The following is a 19548-nucleotide window of genomic DNA, read 5'->3' as shown; positions in this document are numbered from 1 at the left end:
TGGCCGGTGCCGCCACCCTGTGCGGCACATGCGCATGGCTGTCCGTGGCGCCACGGGGCAACTGGAAGACGGCCACGGCCTCGACCAGGTCCTGCGCCTGCTTGCGCAGCGAGGCAGCGGCGGCCGCGCTTTCCTCGACCAGGGCCGCGTTCTGCTGCGTGGTCTGGTCCATCTGCGTGACGGCTTCGCCAACCTGGGCCACGCCGGAGCTCTGCTCGGTGCTGGCCGAGCTGATCTCGCCCATGATGTCGGTGACCCGGCCGATGGCGGCCACCACTTCGGTCATGGTCGTGCCTGCGCGGTCCACCAGTTGCGAGCCCTGCTCCACACGCTCCACGCTGGCCGTGATCAGCGCCTTGATTTCCTTGGCGGCCTCGGCGCTGCGCTGGGCCAGCGATCGCACCTCGCCCGCGACCACGGCAAAGCCCCGACCCTGCTCACCTGCGCGGGCCGCCTCCACGGCAGCATTGAGCGCGAGGATGTTGGTCTGGAAAGCAATGGAGTCGATCACGCCGATGATGTCGCCGATGCGCCGGCTGCTGTCGTTGATGCCCTTCATGGTCTCCACGGCCTCGGCCACCACTTCGCCGCCACGGCGCGCAACGCTGGATGCATTGAGCGCCAGCTGATTGGCCTGGCGTGCGTTGTCGGCGTTCTGGCGCACGGTGGAGCCCAGCTCCTCCATGGAGGCTGCCGTCTGCTCCAGGGCGCTGGCCTGCTCTTCCGTGCGGCTGGACAGGTCGGCATTGCCGGAGGCAATCTGCGCGCTGGCCGAGGCCACGCCTTCGGCGTTCTGGCGCACGCTGCGCACGGTCTGCACCAGGCTGGACTGCATGCGCTGCAGCGCGCCCAGCAGCAGGCCGGTTTCGTCATTGCGGTCGATGCGGATGGTCCCGCCCAGGTCGCCGTTGGCCACGCGGTCTGCGGCATCGACCGCATGCGCCAGCGGCGCGCGGATGGAGCGCGTCAGCCACAGGCCGGCCAGCACGGCCAGCAGCACGGCAGCCAGCGCGGCCACGCTGAGGACGACGACCGAGCGCCCGTACACGGCCTCGGCATTGCGGCTTTCCTGCAAGGCGGCATCACTGTTGAGCTTGACCAGCAGATCCAGCGTGTTCGACGAATCGTTGTAGAGCTTCAGCGACTCGCCGCCCAGCACCGCCTGGGCCTTTTCCTTCTCGCCCTGGCGCGACAGCGCCAGCACCTGCTGGCTCAGTTGCTGGTAGCGCTCGCGTTCCTGGACCAGTTGCGCGTAGAGCCTGCGTTCTTCGTCCGATGACAGCAGCGGCTCATAGGCCTTCTTGCGCTCGGCCAGGCGGCGCTGCAGTTGTTCCAGCTGCTTTTCCGAATCGGTCTTGTAGGCGGCATCGCCATTGTTGACATGGCGCACTTCCAGAAGGCGCGTGCGCACGACATCGGTGCCGATCTGGTTGATCACTTCCACGCTGGGCATGGCGTTGCCCGTGATGACTTCCATGCTGGCGCGCATGGCGCGCAACTGCACCAGGGCTGCGGCCACCACGGCCAGCAGCAGCACCACCAGCAGGCCGAAGGTGCCCAGCATGCGCGTTGAGATCTTGAGGTTTTTCACGTTCATCTTTCTTGTCGAAGTCCTGCCATCTTGTTGTGCCTAGCTTTGTGTTGCGCCATGGACAGGCGTCAGCCAGGCCCGGCGCGGACTTCGCAAAAACAGATCTGCCGCAACCGCGCAAGTCGGCTTGTTGGCAGGGATCGGAGAGGGAGAGCCACCGCGGTGGCGCGGTCCGCTGGAAGACTGATTGCCGCCAGGCGTGGCGGCCATGAGAACAAGGTGATCACGGGATACCCCTTCGTTCCTAGGGAGCGGCGCCAGAAGCCGCCATTGTTCACGCTGTAAGAATAGGACTACATCCACTTACATTCTGCCAGTATCCAGGCATTGTTCAGGACAAGTTCAGGTACTGGCAGTAGGCAGAAACCTTCACTGGCAGATTTGTGCCACAGCCTCTCGCTCCCGTCTTGCGCCAGCTCAGCGCCAGACACAAAAGGAAAGCGGCCCCATGCAAAGCATGGGGCCGCCAGAAAAGGAAGCCGAACTGCGCGTGAGGCCTCAGAACGCGGCCCACTCCTCATCGTCGGCGGTGGTCGTCTTGGCGGCCTTGGTGGCCTTGGCCGGGGTGGCCGCAGCGATCTGTTGTGCCGGCCTGGCGGCCATGGGAGCCAGGGCCGGACGCGATGCCAGGGAGGCAACAACCGTTGCGCGCGATGCTGCGGCAGTCGCCACAGTGACAGCTGGCGCATCGGCAGCCGCCGTGCGAAATACCGAGACCGAGGCCACCATGGCCTGTGCCTGCTGCTGCAGCGAATGGGCGGCGGCGGCGCTTTGCTCCACCAGGGCCGCGTTCTGCTGCGTGGCCTGGTCCATTTGCGTGATGGCATCACCCACCTGGGCCACGCCCGCGCTCTGCTCGCTGCTGGCCGCGCTGATCTCGCCCATGATGTCCGTCACACGCCGGATGGCGGTGACGATTTCCGACATCGTCTCGCCCGCCTTGTCCACCAGCTGCGTGCCCTGCTCCACGCGCTGCTCGCTGGCCTGGATCAGCGCCTTGATCTCCTTGGCCGCCTCGGCGCTGCGCTGGGCCAGCGAACGGACCTCGCCCGCCACCACGGCAAAGCCCCGGCCCTGCTCGCCAGCGCGGGCCGCTTCCACGGCCGCGTTCAGCGCAAGAATGTTGGTCTGGAAGGCAATGCCGTCGATCACGCCGATGATGTCGGCGATCTGGCGGCTGCTGTCGTTGATGCCCTTCATGGTGTCCACCACCTGGGCCACGACTTCGCCCCCACGCGCGGCGATGCCCGATGCGGAGGCCGCCATCTGGTTGGCCTGGCGCGCGCTGTCGGCGTTCTGCCGCACGGTGGCGCCCAATTGCTCCATGGAGGCTGCCGTTTCCTCCAGCGCGCTGGCCTGGCTTTCGGTGCGCGCCGACAGATCGGCATTGCCCTGGGCGATCTCACCGGCGGCCAGTGCCACGCCCTGCGCGTTGCCACGCACCTCGCCCACCAGCTCGGCGAGCTTGCGGCGCATGTCTTCCTGTGCGTTGATGAGCTGGCCCATTTCGTCGCGGCGGCGGCTGGTGACCGGCGTCTCCAGATGGCCGGACGCCACGTTGCGCGCCACATGGACGGCCTGGGCGACGGGGCCGGTCACGGCACGCGTGATGGCCCAGCCCACCAGGGCTGCAATGGCCACCACCACGGCCAGCGTGCCCAGCACCCAGATGCGAGCCAGGTCAAAGCCGGCCTGCGCCTGCTGGCGTGCCTGCTCGCCCGCCTCGCGCTGCAGGGTCAGCAGGCGGCCGGCGCTTTCGGCCAGCTTGCCGAACTGCGCCTCGGATTCGCCGGCGAACATCAGCCCCATCTCGTCGGCCATGAAGGCCTGCTCCTCGGTGGTCGAATAGTTGCCGGCACGCGCACGCTCCAGCAGGCGCGCATGCATGGCCAGGAACTGCTGCTTGAAGCCGAGGTAGTCGTCAAAGGCCGCGCGCAGGGCCTGCTGGTCGATCAGCGCACGCAGCGCCGTCTCATGCTCGCCGATGGTCTGCAGCCGGTCCTGCACCTGCTTGGCAAAGCCATCGACCTCGCCCAGGCTGCGCGCCGAGGCGATGCCGGCCTCGTGGCGGCGCAGGCGGTTGTACTCGGAGCGCATGGCGCCCGCATGGAACATGCTGGGCAGGGCCACATCCGACAAATGCAATGCGTTGCGGTGCATCTGCGCCAGTTGCAACCAGGCCACCGCCCCCAGGATGGCCGAGAACAGGACCATGACGAGGAATCCCATGCCCAGCTTCGTGCCCATGCGCCAATCTGCCAACTTCATTTGCTCGCTCCCGGGCTGATGTCCCCATCAGCGCCTGATTGATCTGCCAAAACCTTGATCCACGACAAAACAAAAAACGCACCCGGCGCGTAGGCAACGGGTGCGTTTCAAATTGTATCAACTGCGAAGCGGGCATTTACCTCAGCGCAGTTGAGACTCCCTCAACGGGAGTGAAAAGGATCAGCCCTTGTAGTTGGCGATGCCGTCCACGACTTCCTTCTTGGCCTCGTCCACGCCCTTCCAGCCCAGCACCTTGACCCACTTGCCCTTTTCCAGGTCCTTGTAGTGCTCGAAGAAATGCTGGATCTGCTTGAGGGTGATCTCGTGGATGTCTTCCAGCGTGTTGATCTTGTCGTAGGCGGGCAGCAGCTTTTGCGTGGGCACGGCCAGGACCTTGCCGTCCACGCCGGACTCGTCTTCCATCAACAGGATGCCGATGGGGCGGCAGGCCACGACCACGCCCGGGGGCAGCGGGAAGGGCGTCATCACCAGCACGTCCACCGGATCGCCGTCGCCGGACAGCGTCTGGGGCACATAGCCGTAGTTGGCCGGGTAGTGCATGGCCGTGCCCATGAAGCGGTCCACGAAGACGGCGCCGCTTTCCTTGTCCACTTCGTACTTGATGGGATCGGAGTTGGCCGAGATCTCGATGACCACGTTGAAGGTTTCAGGAGCGTTCTTGCCCGGTGTGACTTTGTCGAAAGACATGATGGATGAGGAGAGTTGAAACAAAAAAGCCCCCGCAGGGGGATAGCAGCGTGATTTTAGGCGCAGGCACACGCCCCCACGGATGGCTCCGCAGGAACGCCTGCCATGCTACGGCGCCAAGCCTGCTCCAAGCTTGCAGCGCCCGGGCCGTTTTCAGGCGTGTGCGCCGCCCGCGCGCCGTTGCACGGGCCCGCTGCGCTGCTCCACCGCATGCTGCACTTCGCGGCGCAGGCCCAGGGCAAAGCCCAGCTCGGCCAGCACGAACAGCGGCCCGATGACCAGGCCCACGATGTCATCCAGGAAAGCCGGCTTGCGGCCCTCGTAGTAATGGCCCACGAACTGGATCACCCAGCCCACGGCGAAGATGCCCAGGCCCCAGCCCAGCCAAGCCCCCATCGGCAGCATGGCGATGGGCTGGGCCAGCGTCAGCATCAGGGCAAGCACCAGGGCCATGGCGATGCCGTAGCGCAGGTCCAGCAGACAGTAGTAGATGCCTGCCGCCAGTGCCGCCAGCAGGGCCAGGCTCAATGGCAGCTCGGGCAGGCCATCGCCCAAGGGGGCAGCCCACTGCAGGCGGGCCAGCAAAATCACCACCGCCCACATGATCAGCGGCACGCCGACGAAGTGCGTGAGGATGTTGCGTGGATCACGGTGATAGTCCGCGTACTGGGACAGTTGGTCGATGAGGGTTTTCATAGGCTGCACCTGCGGTGGATGTTGCGCAACCATGGTGGTGTCATCAAGGATTGGCGTCTGTCATGGATCCGACACAAGCCTCATCGCACACCTCGGGCTTACCCGCACCCGCCCCGGCAGCTCCGGCAGCCCAAGCCGCCCCGCGCGGCGTACGGCGCCGTGCTGCGGCCGGCCCGCCGGGCATGGCCGATCTCTGGGCCACCATCGAGGCGGGCCGCTGGTTCCACGCCCTGCCGCCGGAGCTGGGCGCACAGCTCAAGGCACTGGCCCAGCCCCGCACGCTGGCGGCAGGCGACTGGCTGTTCCGGCGCGGCGACCCGCCCTGCGGCCTGTATGCGGTGGCGCGTGGTGCGCTCAGCATCTCGGGAACGGCTGCCTGCGGCGAGCAGGCCCGCACGGCGCTGCTGACCCTGGTGGAGCCTCCCATGTGGCTGGGGGAAATCGCGCTGTTCGATGGAGCCGAGCGCACCCACGATGCCCAGGCAGCCACGGCCTGCACCGTGCTGCACGTGCCCCAGGCCCCACTGCAGGCATGGCTGGCGGCCCATCCCGAACACTGGCAGGTGCTGGCCTTGCTGCTGACCGACAAGCTGCGCGTGTGCCTGATGGCGCTGGAGGAGCACACGCTGCTGCCTGCGCCGCAGCGCCTGGCGCGGCGTCTGGTGCGCATGGCCGAAGGCTTTGACCAGTGGCAGCCGGACGGCCAGGGCCGCCAGCGCTGGCGCCGCGAGCTGGATGTTTCCCAGGAACAGCTGGCGCGCATGCTGGGCCTGTCGCGCCAGACGACCAACCAGATCCTGCAGGAGCTGCAGCAGGCCGGTTGCCTGCAACTGCGGCGCGGCAAGATGGAGGTGCTGGACCGGCAGGGCCTGCGCGACGCGGGCTGGCCCGAGGACTGAAGCCACTGAAGCCACTGAAGCCACTGAAGCCGCTGGAGCCACCAAGGCGATCGAGGGGACGCAGCAACGCCCGGGACTGGACAAGCGGCGCGGGCACCCCACAATCGGGCTCCATGCAATACCACTACATCGGCAATGCGTCCGTGCCCACGGAGTCGGGACGCACGATCCCCGTGCTGGACCCGTCGGACGGGCAGGCTTTCGACGAGCTGCAGCGCGGCTCGCCCCAGGACATCGACCTGGCCGTGCGTTCGGCGCGCGAGTGCCAGGACAGCGTCTGGAGCAAGCTTTCTGCCGCAGAGCGCGGTCGCCTGCTGATGCGCCTGTCGGGCAGCGTGCTCCAGCATGCCGATGAGCTCACGGCCATTGAGCAGCGCGACTGCGGCAAGCCCACGCGCCAGGCCCGTGCCGACGTGCTGGCGCTGGCGCGCTACTTCGAGTTCTATGCCGGCGCTTGCGACAAGCTGCACGGTGAGACCCTGCCCTACCAGCAGGGCTACAGCGCCCTGACCTGGCGCGAGCCCCACGGCGTGACCGGCCACATCGTGCCCTGGAACTATCCCATGCAGATCCTGGGCCGCAGCGTGGGGGCGGCGCTGGCCGCGGGCAATACATGTGTGGTCAAGCCCTCGGAAGACGCCTGCCTGTCCGTGCTGCGCGTGGCGCGGCTGGCCACCGAGGCAGGCTTTCCAGCCGGCGCCTTCAACGTGGTCACCGGCCTGGGTCACGAGGTGGGCGAGGCCCTGGCGCGCCATCCCGGCGTAGACCACCTGAGCTTCACGGGCAGCCCCGGCGTGGGCACGCTGATCCAGCAGGCCGCTGCCGAGCGCCACTGCCCCGTCACGCTGGAGCTGGGCGGCAAGAGCCCGCAGATCGTGTTTGCAGATGCGGACCTTGATGCCGCCGTGCCCGCCATCGTCAACGCCATCGTGCAGAACGCGGGCCAGACCTGCTCGGCAGGTTCGCGCGTGCTGATCGACTCGCTGATCTACGAGCCGCTGCTCGAACGCCTGGGCCAGGCCTTCGAGGCGCTGCGCGTGGGCCCGGCCGCCATGGACCTGGACCTGGGGCCGCTGATCCGCGCCAGCCAGCAGCAGCGCGTCTGGGATTTCCTGTCCGACGCCCAGGTGGCCGGCATTGCCGTGGTGGCGCAGGGCCAGATCGTCGAGGATGCGCCCGACAACGGCTTTTACCAGGCGCCCACCCTGCTGCGCGACGTGCCGCCCGAGCACCGGCTGGCGCAGGAAGAGATTTTCGGCCCCGTGCTCTGCGCCATGCCCTTCCATGACGAGGACCATGCCGTGCAACTGGCCAACGGCACGGCCTACGGCCTGGTGGCCGGCCTGTGGACGCGCGACGGCGCGCGCCAGCTGCGTCTGGCGCGGCGCCTGCGCTGCGGCCAGGTCTTCGTCAACAACTACGGCGCCGGTGGCGGCGTGGAGCTGCCCTTCGGCGGCGTCAAGTCCAGCGGCCATGGCCGCGAAAAGGGCTTCGAGGCGCTCTACGGCTTTACCACGCTGAAGACCGTCGCCATACGGCATGGCTGATCTTTGCGCATGACGGAAAATCGCGGGATGCCCGGCGCCAGCCGGCAGCCCGCGACAGAAAGAACAGCTTCCCCCATGCCCTTGTCCCCCATTCCCGACCGCACGCCCCAGCATGAACGCGACGTGCGCTACCGCAGCTACGCCCGCGCCGATGGCCTCTGGGATATCGAAGGCGAGCTGCGCGACAGCAAGACCCATGACATCGAACTGAGCGGCGGCCGCCACATGCCCGCCGGCACGGCCATACACCACATGTGGATACGCACCACGGTCGATGCCCGCCTGGCGGTGCAGGCCATCGAGGTCGTCATGGATTCCCACCCGCTGGGCCACTGCCCCGAGGCCACGCGGGCCCTGCAGAAAATGGTGGGCTGCAGCATGGCGCGCGGCTGGCGCAAGGCCATCAACGAGAACCTGGGCGGCGTGGCCAGCTGCACGCATCTGCGCGAGCTGCTGTTCAACATGGCCACGGCCGCCTTCCAGTCCGTGCCCGGCGTCTTTGGCGATGCCGACCCCAGCCAGCCGCCACGCCACCTGGGCCAGTGCCTGGGCTGGGACTTCAATGGCCCTGGCGTGGCCCGCTATTACCCGCAATTCGTGGGCTGGCAGCCCGGCACAGGCGGCGTGACCCCGATCCCGGCGACCACAGCAACCACAGCAACCACCGAAACCCAAGGGGCCTGACCCCCGACCAAGGAGCAAAGCCCGATGCGTGTCCAGGACAAATCCATCATCGTCACAGGCGCCGGCAGCGGCATCGGGGCCGGCATCGCGCAGCGGCTGGCCGCCGAAGGTGCCCGGGTCATCGTCAACGACATCGACCGCGAGGCCGGCACGCGCGTGGCACAGTCCATCACCGCCGAAGGCGGCCGGGCACTTTTCGTGCAGGCGGACATGACCCGCAGCGAACAGGTCAAGGCCCTGGTGGAGGCCACGCTGCAGGCGCATGGCCGGCTCGACGCCTTCGTCAACAACGCGGGCTGGACGCACCGCAACCGCCCCATGCTCGAAGTCAGCGAGGCCGAGTTCGACCGCGTCTACGCCATCAACGTCAAGAGCATCTACCTCTCTGCCGTGCACGGCGTGCCCGCCATGCGCGCCAACCCGGCGCTGGCCGATGGCCGCCCTGGCGGCGGCAGCTTCATCAACATCGCCTCCACGGCCGGCCTGCGCCCTCGGCCGGGGCTGACCTGGTACAACGGCTCCAAGGGTGCCGTCATCATCACCAGCAAGTCCATGGCGGCCGAGCTCGGGCCCGAGAACATCCGCGTCAACTGCATCAACCCCGTGTTCAACCCGGACACCGGCCTGGCCGCCGAGTTTGCCGGCGGCCCCGTGGACGAGGAGCGCCGCGCGCGCTTTCTGGCGACCATTCCGCTGGGCCGCTTCTCCACCGCAGGGGACGTGGCCAATGCCGCGCTGTATCTGGCCAGCGACGAGGCCGCCTTCATCAGCGGCACCTGCATCGAGGTGGACGGAGCGCGCTGCGTCTAGACACAGATCAAGAACTGCAGGCTTGCGCAGTGCCTGGACATAGGCATTCGGGCAAAATCGCAGGCATGGCAGAACGAGTGATCCCCCTGGTCGACGAGCGCGCCCCCACGCGCCCGGCCGCCGTGCCAAGTCTGCTGCAGACGCCCACCGGCGATCTGCAGGACAGGCTTGGCCGGTCGCTGCGCGACCTGCGCATCAGCATCACCGACCGCTGCAACTTCCGCTGCAGCTACTGCATGCCCAAGGAAGTCTTCGACAAGAACTACAGCTACCTGCCGCACGGCTCGCTGCTGAGTTTCGAGGAAATCACGCGCACGGCGCGCCTGTTCGTGCAGCACGGCGTGCAGAAGATCCGGCTGACGGGTGGCGAGCCGCTGCTGCGCAAGAACGTGGAAACGCTGGTGGAGCAGCTCTCCGCCCTGCGCACGCCCGGCGGCCAGCCGCTGGACCTGACGCTGACCACCAACGGCTCCCTGCTGGCCCGCAAGGCCCGCGCGCTCAAGGACGCCGGCCTGAACCGCGTCACCGTGAGCCTGGACGGGCTGGACGACGCGGTGTTCCGCAGCATGAACGACGTGGACTTCCCGGTCTCCGACGTGCTGGCCGGCATCGAGGCGGCCCAGGCCGCAGGCCTGACCAACATCAAGGTCAACATGGTGGTCAAGCGCGGCACCAACGAAGACCAGATCCTGCCCATGGCACGCCACTTCCAGGGCACGGGCGTGACCTTGCGCTTCATCGAATACATGGATGTGGGCGCGACCAACGGCTGGCGCATGGACGAGGTCCTGCCCTCCGACGAGGTCATCGCCCGGCTGCGCGCTGAACTGCCCCTGGTGCCGCTGCAGCCCAGCGCCACCGGCGAGACGGCCGTGCGCTGGGGCTATGCCGACGCGCGCGGCCTGCACGACCCGTCGCTGGGCGAGGTCGGGGTGATTAGCAGCGTCACCCATGCCTTTTGCGGCGACTGCAACCGCGCACGCCTGTCCACCGAAGGCCGGCTGTACCTGTGCCTGTTCGCCTCCGAAGGCTGGGACCTGCGCAGCCTGCTGCGCAGCGGCGCCAGCGATGCAGAGGTCGCCTCCGCGCTGGCCCCCATCTGGCAGCAGCGCAGCGACCGCTACTCCGAGCTGCGCGCCAGCCTGCCGGCCAGCACGGGCACGCAGCGCAGGCGCATCGAGATGAGCTACATCGGCGGCTGATCCGTGCGGCGTGCGCGGGGCGTCGGCGCCCTGCCATCGCCGCCCCGCCCCCTACTCCTTTTCCCGCTGCTCCCTCCCGCCCCACATGCCCCCTTCTTCCCAGCCCGCTGTCCAGCCCGCCCCCCTGCCCCTGAACGACATCACGGGCTGCGTGCTGGCAGGCGGGCGCGGCATGCGCATGGGCGGCATCGACAAGGGGCTGCAGCCCTTTCTGGGCCAGCCGCTGGCGGCCCATGCGCTGGACCGCCTGGCGCCCCAGGTCGGGCATCTGCTGATCAACGCCAATCGCCATGCCGAGGCCTATGCGCAATTGGGCGCGGCCCACGGTGCGCCGGTCTGGCCCGATGCCGAACCCGACTATCCCGGCCCGCTGGCCGGCTTCCTGAGCGGCCTGATGCACTGCCGGACGCCCTGGCTGGTCTGCGTGCCCTGCGATACGCCGCTGTTCCCGCTGGACCTTGTGGAGCGGCTTGTGCAGGCGGCGCTGTCGCAGCAGCCTGCGGCCGACATCGTCGTCGCCCATGGCTGGGAGCACTCGCTTGACGCAGATCAATCCCTGCTGCGGGCCCAGCCCGTGTTCTGCCTGATGCGGTCATCGCTGCGTGATAGTCTGCAATCGTTCATACGCTCGGGCGGCCGCAAGATCGATGCATGGACGGGCCAGCACCGCTGCGCCACGGCCCTCTTCGACCGTGCAGGCGACAGCCCGCTGGCCTTTGCCAACGCCAACACGCAGCAGGAGCTGCAGGCGCTGGCGCGCGCCGCAGCCACCCCGTCGTAGTGCCCCGCGCCGCCGGCCCGCACGCCGCCTTGCCCAACCGGATTCCGTTCTGATGACAGCATCCTTCCAGCCCGCATCCCCCACCACCGCATCCACCCAGGACCTGAGGGTCGATCAGGCCCTGTCACAGCTGGCCAGCCTGCTGCAGCCCCTGGGCCCGGTGGCAGAGGTGGAGACGCTGGCGCTGGCCGATGCGCTGGACCGCGTGCTGGCCGAAGACATCGTCTCCCCCGTCGATGTGCCAGCGCATGACAACGCCGCCATGGATGGCTATGCCTTCGATGGCGGCCAGCTGCAGGCTGCTCACGCCGGTTCGCCCGCTGCACCGCTGGTGCTGCGCGTGGTCGGCCAGGCCCTGGCCGGCAAACCCTGGCACGGCACCGTGCAGGCGGGCGAGTGCATCAAGATCATGACCGGCGCCGTGTTGCCTAGCGGGCTGGACACGGTGATCGCGCATGAACGCACCGTGTCCGCAGGCACTGACCACATCGGCATTCCGGCAGGCAGCGTGCGTGCCGGGGACAACCGGCGCCTGCGCGGCGAGGACCTGAGCCTGGGCCGCGTGGCCCTGGCGGCGGGCCAGCGCCTGCATCCCGCGGCCCTGGGCCTGATTGCAAGCCTGGGCCAGCCCCACGTGCGCGTGCGCAGGCGGCTGCGCGCGGCCTATTTCTCCACGGGCGATGAAATCCTCCACCCCGGCACGGCGCCGCGCGAGGGTGCGGTCTACGACAGCAACCGCTTCAGCCTCATCGGCCTGCTGCAGCGCATGGGCGTGCAGGTGCTGGACCTGGGCGTGGTGGCCGACGAGCCCGAGGCCCTGCAGGAGCGCCTGCGCGAAGCCGCCTCCCTGGCCGACGTGGTGCTGACCAGCGGCGGCATCAGCGCAGGCGAGGCCGACCACACGCGCGCCATGCTGCAGCGCATGGGCTGCGTGCACTTCTGGCGACTGGCCATGCGGCCCGGCCGGCCGCTGGCCGTGGGCCTGCTGCAGCCCGATGCGGGCACGCCGTTTGCCGCAAGCCGCACGCCTGCACGCACCACGGTGCTGATCGGCCTTCCTGGCAATCCCGTGGCCGCCATGGTCAGCTTTCTGGTCTTTGTCCGTCCGGCGCTGTTGCAGCTCATGGGCGCTGCGCAGGCAGTTGCCGAGGCGGCCGCCCTGCCCCAGGCCGTGGCTGCCCATGCGCTGTCCAAGCGGCCGGGCCGCACCGAGTACCAGCGCGGCCTTCTGTCCACAGGCGCCGATGGCCGCTGCCTGGTGCGCACCACTGGGCCGCAGGGTTCGGGCGTGCTGCGCTCCATGGCCGAGGCGGACTGCCTCATCGTGCTCGAACATGAGCGCGGTGCCGTGCAAGCCGGCGAAACCGTGTCCATCCTGCCGCTGCAGGCCTTTCCCTGACAGGAGATTCCCATGCCCTTCCAGTCCAAGCACCTGACCGACGCCCCCGATCGCAGCACCGTCGACACGCTGCCCGGCGCTACCTTGCTGGAGTTCGGCACCGCCTGGTGCGGCCACTGCCAGGGCGCGCAACCGCTGATTGCCCAGGCGCTGGAGGCCGCCCCGCAGGTGGCCCACATCAAGGTGGAAGACGGCCCCGGCCGGGCCCTGGGTCGCAGCTACCGCGTCAAGCTCTGGCCCACCCTGATCTTTTTGCGTGACGGGCAGGAGGTGCAAAGGCTGGTGCGGCCCCAGCAGGCCCGCGAGATCGCGGACGCGCTGGCCCGCATCACCGCCCAGCCCTGACGCTTGCGGCGCGGCCGCTGCCTGTGTATCGCCGACAATGGCCCGCATGCCGCCTCAAAAGAAGCCAACCGAATCCGCGCCCAAGAAGCCCCGCCGCAACAGCGGCCGCCCGCTGGCCGACGATGCCGTGGGACGGGACATCATCCTGCAGACCACGGTCAACCTGCTCAAGACCCGCACGCCGGAGCAGCTGAGCATTCTGGAAATCGCGGCGGCAGCCGGTGTCACGCGTGCCCTGGTGCGCTACTACTTCAGCAGCCTCAAGGGCTTGCTGCAGGAGGTGACGGAGTCACTGATGCGCGAGTTGCAAAACCGCATGGAAGTGGCGCTCAGGACGCAGGGCACGGTGGAAGAGCGCGTCTACCAGCGCCTGCTGCTGCGGCTGGATTTCATGCGCGAGCACCCGCAGTTCGAGCGGCTGGCGCTCTCCGAGATCTACCACTACGAAAGCGAAGAAGAGCCGCCGCCCTCGGGCACGCCGCTGCAGCGCATCACGCGGCGCGGGCTGGAGCTGACCTCGACCATGCTGATGGACGGAGCACAGGCCAGCCACCCGGCACAGGTGGACCCGCGCTTCATCCACCTGGCCATCCTCAGCATTTCGGCCTTCCTGCCCACGGCACGGCCGCTGCTGGCCGAACTGTTCGGTGAGGGACCCGAGGCAGACCAGCAGATCGAGCGCTACCTGCGCTTCATGTCCCACCTGCTGGCCGAGCGCATCAGGCAGGATGCGCCGGCGCAAGACCACCCTCCTTCCCCGGGCCACCACCCGGGATGACTTGCGCCGGCGCCCGCTGCTTCCTCCCTCCTTTCGTTCAGCGCCTGTTCAATCTAGTCCGGCTGTATGCCCAGCTCCTTGACCAGCCGCCCGAAGCGCTCGAAATCGCCGGCATTGGTCTTGCCCAGGCGCTGGGGCGGGCCGCCCACAGGGACGGTTCCCAGCGTGGCCATGCGCGCCACCACGTCGGGCATCCTGAGGATCTCGTTGAGGTGCGTATTCAGCAGCTTGACCACCTCGGCGGGCATGTTCCTGGGGCCGAACAGGCCGTACCAGGCGGTCAGCTCCACGTCCTTGTAGCCCAGCTCGGCCAGCGTGGGCACGTCGGGCGCCAGCGGTGAGCGCTGGGCATCGGCCACGGCCAGCGCCACCAGCTTGCCGCCGGGCAGATAGGGAGCGATGGAGCCCAGCGTGCTGTAGGTGAAGGGCACATGGCCGCCCACCACATCGGTGACGGCCGGGGCCACGCCCTTGTAGGGTATGGCCTCGAAGCGGGCGCCCGTGGCGCGCCGGACCATCTCGCCGAGGAAGTGCATGGGCGAGCCGTTGCCCGGCGTGGCATAGCCCAGCGAGCGGCCTTGGCTGGAGGAGATGGCCTCCTTGAAGCTGCGCACGCCCGCACCGGGCCCGGCGACGAGGAACAGCGAAGTGGAGCCGACCTCGATCACGGGCGTGAAGCCATTGAGCACGTCGTAGCCGTGGCCCGCGCCCAGCTTGAGCACCAGTTGGGCCATGGCAAAGGTATTGGGCGCCAGCAGCAGCGTGTAGCCATCGGCCGGTGCCTTGGCCACGAAACTGCTGCCTATGGTGCCGCTGGCGCCCGCGCGGTTGTCCACGAGCACGGACTGGCCGATGCGGGCCGACAGCTTCTCGCCCAGCAGCCGCGCCAGCGCGTCGGTATCGCCGCCTGCGGGGTAGGCCACGACGATGGTGACCGGCTTGTGGGGGTAGGTCTGGGCCTGCGCCGGACCGGCGAGCAGCGCCAGGGCCATGGCCGCGCCCAGGGCGAGCGTTCTGCGTTTCGCTTTCATGGAGAGGGCTTTCATCGTGGTTTTTTCATTGTCAGCAAAGGTCGTTGCCGGGCTCAAGCCTGGCGTATCGCCACACGGTGCATCCGCCGCGCTGCGGGGTGGTAGTCATTGACCGCGTAGTGCTGCGTGGCCAGGTTGTCCCAGATGGCCACCGAGCCCTTGCGCCAGCGAAAGCGAACCTGCCATTCAGGCACCTTGGCCAGGCCGCTGAGCATGGCGATCAGGGCCGCGCTCTCGTCGCTGGTCACGCCTTCTATGTGCGTGGTGTAGAGCGAGTTCACAAAGGCCACGGGCAGCCCGGTGACCGGGTGCTCCAGGACCACGGGCTGCTCCAGCGGCGGATGCTTGAGGCGGGTGGCGCGATAGGCCTCGCCAGACGGATCTCGGCGCATCAGGCTTTGCCTGAGCGCTGGCGCCTCCCAGTTGTGGGTGGCGCGCAGCTTGCGCAGATAGGCCTGCAGCTCGGGCGCCAGCGAGGCGAAGGCCGTGGTCATGCTGGCCCACATGGTGTCGCCGCCCGTGGGCGGCACGTCCACGGCGTAGAGGCAGGCACCGGCGGGCGGCTTGGTCTGCCAGGTCAGGTCGGCATGCCAGATGTCGGTGCCGGTGCGCGTGCCCTGGCTGATCAGCAGCTCGACATGGGGATCGTCCGGGTGCGAGGGAAAGGTGGAGGACACGGGCTCTACCTTGCCGAACACCTGGGCCACGCGCACCTGCTGCGCAGGGTCCAGCGTCTGGTCGCGGAAGAAGATGACCTGGCGCTCGGCCAGCAGCCGGCGCAGCGCGTCCGCATGGTCATGCACCTGCGCCGGGTCCGAGAGATCGATGCCGTAGATCTCCGATCCTATGCACGGGGTGATGTGTTCGACTTGCATGAAATTCCTTTTCTCGAAAAAAGCGGGGTTGGAGTGGTGATCAGGTGGACGCGATGTCCTGCGGCAGCGGCATGGAGCGGAACCGGCGGCCGGTGGCATGGAACAGGGCCGTGGCCACGGCAGGCGCCGTGGGGCCCAGGGCCACTTCGCCGCAGCCCTGGGGCGGCCGGTCGCTTTCGACCAGGACCACCTCCACGCGGGGCATTTCGGACAGTTGCAGCAGCGGGTAGTCGTGGAAATTGCTTTGCTGCACCACGCCCTTGTCAAAGCCCAGCCGGCTCTTGAAGGTGTTGGTCAGCGCAAAGCCGATGCCGCCTTCGACATTGGCCTTGACCAGTCCCGGGTTGACCACGCGGCCCGCGTCGATGGCGCAGATGGCGCGCTCCAGCCGCACGCGGCCTTCCACAACACGCAATTCCATGACCAGCGCGACGAAGGTCTGGAAGCTCTCGCCCCGCCCCGTGTAGACGTTGAAGGTCATGGCGCGGTGCAGGCCTGCCGGCGCGGGCTGCTCCCAGCGCGCGGCCTTGGCCGCCGCATCCAGCACGCCCAGCGCCAGCGGCTGGCCGGCCAGCAGGCGGCGCCGGTACTGGTAGTCGTCCACGCCTGCCGCATGGGCGAGTTCGCTGATGAAGCTCTCCAGGAAGAACACGCTGGACGTGGTGCCCACGCTGCGCAGATAGCTCAGCGGTATGGGCTGCTGCACGTCCACGGCATCCACCAGCAGGTTGGGCACGCCGTAGATCAGGTCGTAGATGGACTCGACCATGGTCTCGTCCCAGCCGCCGGCATCGGCCATCTTCTTGGGGTTGATGGCGCCGTACAGCGATTGGCCCGAGATGCGCGCATGCAGCGCGGCCGGCAGGCCGTCGGCGCCCAGCACGGCACTCAGCCGCCCCGAGGCACCGGGCCGGTAGTAGGAATGCCGTATGTCGTCCTCGCGCGAGCGGATGACCTTGACGGGCCGGCCCACGGCCTTGGATGCCGCTGCCGCATGCAAGGCGAAGTCGGGCATGTACTTGCGCCCGAAGCTGCCTCCGAGGAAGGTGGTGTGCACGATGACCTTGTCCGCAGGCACGCCGCAGGCCTTGCCCAGTTCGCCACGCAGGAAGTCCTGGCCCTGGTAGGGCCCCCAGGTCTCGACCTCACCGTCGCGCACATGGACAGTGGCGGCCAACGGCTCCATGGTGGCGTGCGTGATGTAGGGCGAGTGGTAGTCGGCCGTGATCGGCTTGCCCGCCGCCAGCATTTCGCGCGGCTTGCCCAGGCTGCGGGCAACGACGGCCTTGTCGCTGGCCAGGCCTGCGACGAACTGCGCATGGATGCGCTCGCTGTCCACGCCGGCCGCCGCGCCGGCGTCGAATTCGATGTCCAGCGCGTCGGCGGCCTGCTTGGCGATCCAGTACGAATCGGCCACCACGACCACGGTGCTGGGCTCGGGGTCGGGCCACTGCGTGGTGCGCACGATGGCATGCACGCCGGGGCGCGCGCGCACCTCTGCCTCGTTGCGGATGCGCACGATGCGCCCCGTCACGCTGGGCGCCATGCGCACGGCGCCGATCAGCATGCCGGGCACCTCGACATCGATGCCGAAAACCGCGCTGCCATCGACCTTGGCCGGGGTGTCCACCCGGCGCAGGTTGCGGCCGATCAGGCCCTGCTCGGAAGCCGACTTCATGCGCGGGCGCGCGGCGATGGACAGCCTGGAGGCATCGGCCACGATCTCGCCGTAGCCCACGCTGCGGCCCGTCGCGGAGTGCAGCACGCGGCCGGCGCGCGTGCTGCACTGGGATGCCCGCACGCCCAGCCGGGCCGCGCCGGCACGCAGCAGCACATCACGGGCCTGGGCACCGGCCAGGCGCATGCGCTCGTAGAAATAGTTCATCGACATCGACGCGCCCACGAACTGCTGGAACGGCATCTCGCCCGCATCGTTGCGATAGGCGTCGCGCCCCGTGACGAAGCGCACGGTCACGCTGGCCCAGTCGGCATCGAGCTCGTCGGCCAGCACCTGGGGCAGGCCCGTGTAGATGCCCTGGCCCACCTCGCACTGCGACACGCCGATCACCACCTGCCCCGAAGGCTCGATCCAGACCCAGTCGCCGATGGAGGAGGCCGTTGCTGCCGCTGCACCGGCCTCCGCTGGCGCGGCCTGCGCCAGCGGAATCAGCAGGCTGCCGGCAGCAGGCGCCACCAGCAGCGCAGCAGCGCTCTGGAGCAGATGCCTGCGCCGCAGCGAGATGGCAGAGCCGGCCGTGCGGCCCCGTTCATTGCTTGGACGCTGCGGCATGGATGGCCTCCCGGATGCGGTGGTAGGTGGCGCAGCGGCACAGATTGGTCATGGCCTCGTCGATCTGCGCATCGGTAGGCTGTGGATGGGTCTTGAGCAGCGCGGCAGCGGCCATGACCATGCCGGACTGGCAGTAGCCGCACTGCGGCACGTCCTTGTCCATCCAGGCCTTCTGGATAGGGTGGGAACGGTTGCTGGACAGCCCTTCGATGGTCGTGACCGCCTTGCCGCCCACCGTCGAGACGGGCAGCACGCAGGAGCGCACCGGCTCGCCATCGACATGGACCGTGCAGGCCCCGCACATGCTGATGCCGCAGCCGAACTTGGTGCCGGGCAGCTTGAAGTGATCGCGCAGCACCCACAGCAACGGGGTCTGCCCGTCGCCGTCAAAGGCCACGCTTCGGGAATTGAGGGTGAATTTCATCGTGGGGTCTCCAATGCGCCCGCATCGACCGGGCTGCATGTCTCATGCCTCTCAGAACGAGTGGTGTATGCCTGCCGCAATCACGGTCTGCGTGCGCCCGCTGGCAACGCCCACGGAGTTCATCGCCGCCACGCCATCCGAGGCGCGCTGGTGCGTGACCGAGGCATGCAGCTGCGTGCGTTTGGAGAAGGCGTAGCGCGCGCCCAGGTGGACCTGGTTCCACTTCGTCTGCTCGAAACGGCTGAAGGAGTAGCCCGTGTTGATGGTCACGGACTGGCTGGTCTGCCAGGCCAGGCCCAGGTCGAGCGCGCTCATGTTGCTGGAGGCTGCGCCGTACTTGAGCGTGGAGCGCGTCAGCAGCGCGTTGAGCCGGACCGGAAGCGCATCGAGCTGGTAACCGCCGCCGATGCCCAGCACCTGGAAGGTGTCGAGCACCAGCGGCCGGCCCGCCACCAGGTCCTGGCCCAGCGCGTTCGCCAGGCCCGTGCGCCCGGCGATATCGAAGGCACGCCCACGCGCATCGGTGTAGGCCACGGCCAGATTGAGCTTGGCACTGGAATAGCTGCCCATGACGCTGTAGGTACGGTTGGCCTGCGAGCGGCCCGGCACCTCGCCAAAGCCGTACTGCGCGCCGAACTGCATGCCGCCCATCCTGGGCGTCAGGTAGACCACGGAGTTGTCCACGGGGAACTGGCTGGACAGGCCGTCCAGATTGCCCGGGTGGTACAGATAGAAGTTGTAGAGCTGATAGCCGTTGCCCCACTGGCTCAGCGTACCGGCCGTGAAATCGACCTGGCGACCCAGCCGCACCGAGCCCATCGACGCGCTGTCCAGACCCACCCAGGAAGCCCGGTTGAAGTAGCTGGTCGGCGAGATCGGCGAGCCGATGTCCGTGAGGAATCCGTTCTCCAGCTGGAACGAGGCCTTCATGCCGCCCCCCAGATCCTCCGACCCGCGCAGGCCCCAGAGGTCAGGCTGGGAAATGGCCGAATCCATGCGCGTCAGCCGGCTCCCGCGCACATCGCTGATCCAGGGCATGGTCAGGTCCATGCTGCCGTACAGCGTCACCGAACTCTGGGCCAGCGCCGCTCCCGCGCCGCCCAGCATCGCCAATGCGGCAATTGCTTTGTATTTCATCGCAAGGCTCTTTCATCGTGAGATGGTTTAAAAATTCCACAAGTGGCAATTTTGAACACCACGCCACGGAAGATGCCTGGCAA

At 68.3% G+C, this 19548-nt stretch carries 18 protein-coding genes; 9 read left to right on the top strand and 9 right to left on the bottom strand.

Annotation, left to right across the window (positions count from 1 at the left end; translation table 11 throughout):
* The 4 genes from ACM14_RS10365 to ACM14_RS10350 form a co-directional block, all read right to left on the bottom strand.
* The coding region (locus ACM14_RS10365; RefSeq protein ID WP_084027345.1) for a methyl-accepting chemotaxis protein at positions 1–1597 on the bottom strand (1597 nt) is incomplete at its 3' end.
* A gap of 492 nt (positions 1598–2089) precedes the next feature.
* Entirely contained in the window at positions 2090–3859 is a 1770-nt protein-coding gene (locus tag ACM14_RS10360; RefSeq protein ID WP_065346101.1) for a methyl-accepting chemotaxis protein, read from the bottom strand.
* 180 nt (positions 3860–4039) lie between these two features.
* Positions 4040–4567, bottom strand: a complete 528-nt coding sequence (gene ppa, locus ACM14_RS10355) for an inorganic diphosphatase (RefSeq protein ID WP_012206678.1) — start codon at positions 4565–4567, stop codon at positions 4040–4042.
* A gap of 153 nt (positions 4568–4720) precedes the next feature.
* Positions 4721–5263: a DUF962 domain-containing protein gene (locus ACM14_RS10350; RefSeq protein ID WP_065346100.1), complete on the bottom strand. Its 543-nt coding sequence runs from the start codon at positions 5261–5263 to the stop codon at positions 4721–4723.
* 62 nt (positions 5264–5325) lie between these two features.
* Here ACM14_RS10350 and ACM14_RS10345 point away from each other — a divergent pair, with 62 nt between their 5' ends.
* The 9 genes from ACM14_RS10345 (at position 5326) to ACM14_RS10305 (ending at position 13708) form a co-directional block, all read left to right on the top strand.
* Positions 5326–6162, top strand: a complete 837-nt coding sequence (locus tag ACM14_RS10345; protein WP_065346099.1) for a Crp/Fnr family transcriptional regulator — start codon at positions 5326–5328, stop codon at positions 6160–6162.
* A gap of 113 nt (positions 6163–6275) precedes the next feature.
* The gene (locus tag ACM14_RS10340; RefSeq protein WP_065346098.1) at positions 6276–7709 is read left to right on the top strand and encodes an aldehyde dehydrogenase family protein; all 1434 of its coding nucleotides are present in this window, start codon (positions 6276–6278) and stop codon (positions 7707–7709) included.
* Positions 7710–7784: 75 nt separating this feature from the next.
* On the top strand, positions 7785–8393 hold the full coding sequence (locus tag ACM14_RS10335) for a DUF2889 domain-containing protein (RefSeq protein WP_065346097.1): 609 nt from the start codon (positions 7785–7787) through the stop codon (positions 8391–8393).
* A 24-nt stretch (positions 8394–8417) separates the two neighbouring features.
* The gene (locus ACM14_RS10330; RefSeq protein WP_065346096.1) at positions 8418–9203 is read left to right on the top strand and encodes an SDR family oxidoreductase; all 786 of its coding nucleotides are present in this window, start codon (positions 8418–8420) and stop codon (positions 9201–9203) included.
* Positions 9204–9268: 65 nt separating this feature from the next.
* On the top strand, positions 9269–10405 hold the full coding sequence (gene moaA / locus ACM14_RS10325) for a GTP 3',8-cyclase MoaA (RefSeq protein ID WP_012206684.1): 1137 nt from the start codon (positions 9269–9271) through the stop codon (positions 10403–10405).
* 85 nt (positions 10406–10490) lie between these two features.
* Positions 10491–11186: a molybdenum cofactor guanylyltransferase MobA gene (mobA, locus tag ACM14_RS10320; protein WP_065346095.1), complete on the top strand. Its 696-nt coding sequence runs from the start codon at positions 10491–10493 to the stop codon at positions 11184–11186.
* A gap of 52 nt (positions 11187–11238) precedes the next feature.
* Complete coding sequence (gene glp, locus ACM14_RS10315) at positions 11239–12585, top strand: gephyrin-like molybdotransferase Glp (protein ID WP_065346094.1); 1347 nt, start codon at positions 11239–11241, stop codon at positions 12583–12585.
* 12 nt (positions 12586–12597) lie between these two features.
* The gene (locus ACM14_RS10310) at positions 12598–12930 is read left to right on the top strand and encodes a thioredoxin family protein (RefSeq protein WP_012206687.1); all 333 of its coding nucleotides are present in this window, start codon (positions 12598–12600) and stop codon (positions 12928–12930) included.
* Positions 12931–12976: 46 nt separating this feature from the next.
* A complete protein-coding gene (locus ACM14_RS10305; protein ID WP_225970995.1) occupies positions 12977–13708 on the top strand; it encodes a TetR/AcrR family transcriptional regulator in 732 nt (243 codons plus the stop codon).
* Positions 13709–13761: 53 nt separating this feature from the next.
* On the opposite strand, the gene ACM14_RS10300 is transcribed toward ACM14_RS10305, so the two are convergent.
* The 5 genes from ACM14_RS10300 to ACM14_RS10280 are packed head-to-tail and all read right to left on the bottom strand — an operon-like array spanning position 13762 to position 19465.
* Entirely contained in the window at positions 13762–14739 is a 978-nt protein-coding gene (locus ACM14_RS10300; RefSeq protein ID WP_013801486.1) for a tripartite tricarboxylate transporter substrate binding protein, read from the bottom strand.
* Positions 14740–14792: 53 nt separating this feature from the next.
* The gene (locus ACM14_RS10295) at positions 14793–15614 is read right to left on the bottom strand and encodes a TauD/TfdA family dioxygenase (RefSeq protein ID WP_012206690.1); all 822 of its coding nucleotides are present in this window, start codon (positions 15612–15614) and stop codon (positions 14793–14795) included.
* Positions 15615–15654: 40 nt separating this feature from the next.
* Positions 15655–17904 (bottom strand): xanthine dehydrogenase family protein molybdopterin-binding subunit, encoded by a 2250-nt coding sequence (locus ACM14_RS10290; protein WP_065346093.1) that lies wholly within the window; start codon positions 17902–17904, stop codon positions 15655–15657.
* A complete protein-coding gene (locus ACM14_RS10285; protein WP_012206692.1) occupies positions 17882–18328 on the bottom strand; it encodes a (2Fe-2S)-binding protein in 447 nt (148 codons plus the stop codon). The genes ACM14_RS10290 and ACM14_RS10285 overlap by 23 nt, the downstream gene beginning before the upstream one ends.
* 51 nt (positions 18329–18379) lie before the next feature.
* Complete coding sequence (locus ACM14_RS10280) at positions 18380–19465, bottom strand: porin (protein ID WP_065346092.1); 1086 nt, start codon at positions 19463–19465, stop codon at positions 18380–18382.
* Positions 19466–19548 lie beyond the last annotated feature (83 nt).

The organism is Delftia sp. JD2 (assembly GCF_001682645.1).
Classification (GTDB): Bacteria; Pseudomonadota; Gammaproteobacteria; order Burkholderiales; family Burkholderiaceae_C; genus Comamonas; species Comamonas acidovorans.
The sequence above is the reverse complement of the archived record's forward strand: the minus strand, read 5'-3'. Positions and strand labels throughout refer to the sequence as shown.